Source organism: Phocaeicola sp. (assembly GCF_048170425.1).
Classification (GTDB): Bacteria; Bacteroidota; Bacteroidia; order Bacteroidales; family Bacteroidaceae; genus Phocaeicola.
In genome coordinates this window covers 1-4,575 of record NZ_DBEXBB010000258.1, presented here as the reverse complement: position 1 = coordinate 4,575, position 4,575 = coordinate 1, and the positions used below count along the sequence as shown (strand labels likewise).

Here is a 4,575-nt window from a genome sequence, read left to right as displayed (position 1 = left end):
TAATCCATTGACTCTCCTCTTGCTTTTGATAGTTGACCTTAAACAGCAGGATAACACCTTGTTAACAGAAAGGTAATCCTGAACACTTAAGACCATATTTAGTTTCCTGTTGTAGGATTAGGGGTAGTTGCATTTCCTGTTTCATTATACGCCCCTGGTAACCAAACATCATTGTTTTGAACCTCTTTATTATAGAACCTTGTTCCAGGTGTCATATACCATTGCACCTCATTACGAAATATTCTAGGTTCAAGCCCAAAGCGATATATCCAATCATAATACTGATAGGTTAAATACGTATTCAGAAAAGCATCATCTAGAGGAAGATGGCTTTTACTTGCATCCAAATACATTTCATTATCTCGTGCAGCAACTGGATACATCACCCCATCTTTTCTTGAAGCAAAAACCCAGTCTTCTCCCGACATACCCGAAAACGAAGGCAAACCCTTTTGCTGGAGTTGTGTCACCATTTCTGGAGTACAAGCAGAAAAAAGATAATCAACAGGCGTGTATTTTTCTCCGGGCTGTGGCCTTTTCATCAAAACCAGAATTTGCCTCGCACCATGTTGTAACACACCCGCCGAACCCATATACAAAGCGTTCGCATATTGGCTCGCTACACTACCATTATCAACCGCAACCGCATACTGGCAATACCCTAGCTTGACCGCATTAGGCAAATAAGGTGTGTCATACATACGAGAGCCTGTTGGCCAGTATCGCTGAGAACTAAAGTCATTATTAGCAAGTTCCCAACGTAATTGACCAGCTGCCAGCACTACAGTATTGCCTGGCTTCAGCATATACCGTTCAGGCCCTTTGTTATTGTGGGTACCATACATGTCATAGTATCTGTTATTCCTCTGATAACTACTATGAGCTGTAGTTCCATCGCCTTTATATACCGTCTGGTTAAAATCTGTAATGTACAAGTCTTGTATCAAAGCCTTATCGAATGCCTTAGTGGACCTGTCAGCCTCTCCCACAAGTAAAGGAAGCGATGAATCCCATGACAACATGCGGCACAAACCATAATTACGAATGTCTATTGCCTTGTTAGTAGGGTTGTAAATCTCCACTACCGTATAATTATACCATCTAGACGGATTCAGATGTAACAGCTCCGTAATCATCAAATCCGATTCTGGCAAGGCTGCTTCTATATTATAAAAATAACCGGATTTAAGTTCAACGGCACGAGAAGAAGGAGGCAACAACACGCTATCTCTTAATTGTGCATCAGAGGAAGGAGAAACTGAATACAAAAACTCTATCTGATTCTCAACTGAGCCTGAAGATGTAGGAATACACCATAAATATAATGTTTCAGGGCTAGTACCGACTACCGTAGGCTTAATATTCCAAATACAAACCTCATTACTAGTCCATAATGCCCGATCAGCCCTGCTCGGACTGACAGCTCTGCTCGATGCAGCAAAGTTAAACTTGATGATTCCATTACTTTCATCACCCAAAGATACATGCGCCTTACCCGCCTTTATGTTGGGATTCTTAATTTTTACTTTACTAATATAAATAGGAACAGCCAAAGAGTTTTTCACTTTCATTCTTATAATTGTTCCAAGCGGTTTGAAGTTAAGATCTAGAAATACCTTTCCATTCTCTCTTCTTACCGGCACATATTGACTATACAAAGGGGTAGTCAGCGATTTCAGATTATCTTTGACAATATTTCCATCTGTAGAAAAATAATCATCTGTATTTATTGTAGCCGTATATTTGTTTAAATCAAAAAAACACTGCTCCTTTGTTCTTTCTGTAGACTCCATTATAGCACATACCTTCCAATTGTCACCCGCAAGGTCACCTTCTTTCAGGCGTATATAAGGGTCTCCTACATTCACCTGAAAACCTCCGCCACTTTTGGGCTCTATTGTTGCTGAAAGAGTCTTAAAGCTCCGGCTTGCAACATTATCTCCGTTTTGCAAACAAACATGAATAAGTACATCTTTCATGTTCGCATAATCAAAGTGAATTTTACCATCTGTATCCTCAGTAAGAGCCCTTGAATCTACTTGCGTTTCCGTATTCAACACATTTGCATATTGCGGAATAGAAATCGCGTAAGTAACGTCCAAGACTTCTCCGGTATATTCATCAACAGAAGTACTGTTTTTTTTCGCTGAATCCACTACAGCTGCCAATTCATCTTGCTTACAGGATGTAAATGGGAAAAGGATAATCAAAAAACAAGTAACGATTTTAATTACTGAAACTTTCATTGTGATATTCATTTTAGGTCTTCTATATTCTTTGTTGCGGTATTTCCATCATTACAAATCTCCTCCATCCTGCCAGTCCGTCAGGTCCCCCACAACAATCAAAGCTTTATTATCAATACTCAGGTTGTATTTAATCATCTTGCCCATTATCCATTCTGTATTTGCCAGGCTAACCGTATACTCTTGAGTTGAGCCATTTATTTCCTGAAGCTCAATCTTCAACTTTGCCCCTTCAGATAAACGCTGAGGAATCATAATAAAATTTCCATTTGAATCTACTATTTCGGTTCCCGAATTCTCCACTGTAGAAGTTTTATAATTAGTCTGAAGCACAAAATCCTTCAACTCCGCATGATTATCCCACACATTCTTTCCTACATAGTGACGAGCCTTACCATAAACCCCTGACAAGGTTATCTTCGTGACAGTTCCCTGAGGCAGACCCATATCTATAAACTTAATTACAGTCAGGGCATGTTTAAAATTTAAAGGAACATCCTTGTTAAAGTTCCCTGCATATTCCATGGTAGAAGCAACCAAAACGTCTTCCTGGTTTACAATCTCCGAAGGAGTGGTATAATCAAAAGTCGGATAACCATTCATATTACCCAGAAGAGAGATAGCCGCAGAGCCGTATGGTGCATAAGCGAAAAATTTAACCTTCTGCTGAGCACCAGGCCAGTATGCATTGGATATATACGAAGCCGATTGACGAATCTCACGGTTATTCATCAAATTAATAGGAGAACCTTCATTCCATGTTTCTGTAATACCATAAGTACTGGCCCAACACCCGAAACTGCTATACATAGAGCTTGTGTAAATCAATTTACCTCTTGAGTTCAGTGTGGTATTCTCATGTATTTCTCCTCTCGACAAGTATCCCGGACTTTCCTTTCCGTCAACGTAAGAATGGAAACTTATCTGAGTATATTCGGTTTCGATATCATCATTCTGCTGACATGACATACTCCCTGCCACAACAAACAATAAAAATACTACATTAAAAAAACCACTTCTTATCATATTACTATTTGGAATAATTTGTATTCATCGAGTTCAAAGGCTCAAAATATAAAGACGCAAGAGTAATGAAGCACAGAAAAACGAACATATGAAACTTTAAAGAGATGCCCTCATTCCCTTGCGTCCTGTTAATAACAATAACCTTAAGATTTAAAAGTTTAGTTCATATTCACGCCAACAGATTCTTCAGCCCAATTCTCTACAGATACTGTAAACTTAATAGGTGCACCAAGAATCAAGTCACCACCTTTTCCATCCGGTATCGGATTGGTATCAATAGTAGAGTCTGTTGTATCAGGATTCGGGTCAATTCTACCCGCACCACTGCCTTCTCCGCAGAAAGTCAATATATAAGTATATTTTTTACCCGGCTCCCAGTTTGTACCAATAGACACAGCAGAAAGACCATATTTACCATCTTTATTTTCTGTATTTGTAGCTAAGGGATATAACAAAACTTCATTACCTCCATCAACATTATAAATACGGCATATAACAGACAAATAAGCTCCAGTTTTATCTGTGTTATTATTCCAACCAGTCAATGATTGAGGAATAAGCATAAAATTGTTATCACCAAACATAATAGATTGCGCTTGGTTTGTCAATGTAAGAGGTTTGTCTCCTTTTACCATATAAGCTTTAGTCGGCTCGTCTTTACCAGACCAATCAGCCCATTTATTTTGAGGAAGAGTATAATTAAGCCCTGTAACATCTTCCGGGAAAGTAAACGTAGCTGTTGTAGCCATATTTACAACTTTTACTCCAAGAACTTCTACCTTGATTTGAGGATTACCACATAACGCCTTTACTTCAATTTGAGATAAAGCATGTTCAAAATTTAAGGCAACACCAGTTCCCTCATTTCCTGCTCTATTTCCTGTGTTATAAGCGACCACAAGATCTTTCTGGTCTGCTACAGTCTGGCTAGGAGAAAAGTTCTTTATCTTTTTTTCTGCATTAGTTATACTAACTGTACCATTAGCAAACTCTTGTGGCGCATAAGCAAAGAACGACAAATTAAAACTTGGCCAATAATAAGTTAAAGCAGTACTCCAGTTCTGACCATCACTAGACGTTACAGGTAAATTTGTAAAATAGTTCTTATCATTACCAATAGCTGTTACATTAAAAGCATTCAGATTACTCAAAAGCGTTACATTGCTACGTGAAGTAGCTTTGTCCAATGACGCTCTAAAGGCAATCGCATTACCGTTATTCACATCCACTACTTCATCTTTTGAGCAAGAGGACATAGCAGCCAAAGCGATGGCTGCAAAAAGAAAATTTTTCTTCATTTTAG

General features: G+C 38.6%; 3 protein-coding genes. All 3 read right to left on the bottom strand.

The window, feature by feature from the left end; genetic code table 11:
• Positions 1 to 98 precede the first annotated feature (98 nt).
• Positions 99 to 2,246, bottom strand: a complete 2,148-nt coding sequence (locus tag ACMJ0U_RS10225; protein WP_417129832.1) for a hypothetical protein — start codon at positions 2,244 to 2,246, stop codon at positions 99 to 101.
• Between the two features lie 51 nt (positions 2,247 to 2,297).
• A complete protein-coding gene (locus ACMJ0U_RS10220; protein ID WP_417129831.1) occupies positions 2,298 to 3,272 on the bottom strand; it encodes a fimbrillin family protein in 975 nt (324 codons plus the stop codon).
• A gap of 158 nt (positions 3,273 to 3,430) precedes the next feature.
• Positions 3,431 to 4,575 (bottom strand): fimbrillin family protein (locus tag ACMJ0U_RS10215; RefSeq protein WP_417129830.1); only part of this gene is annotated, 1,145 nt, incomplete at its 5' end.

Coding starts and splice junctions, on each gene's coding strand:
- ACMJ0U_RS10225 (WP_417129832.1), bottom strand. CDS start 2,246: ATGAAAGTTTCAGTAATTAAAATCGTTACTTGTTTTTTGATTATCCTT.
- ACMJ0U_RS10220 (WP_417129831.1), bottom strand. CDS start 3,272: ATGATAAGAAGTGGTTTTTTTAATGTAGTATTTTTATTGTTTGTTGTG.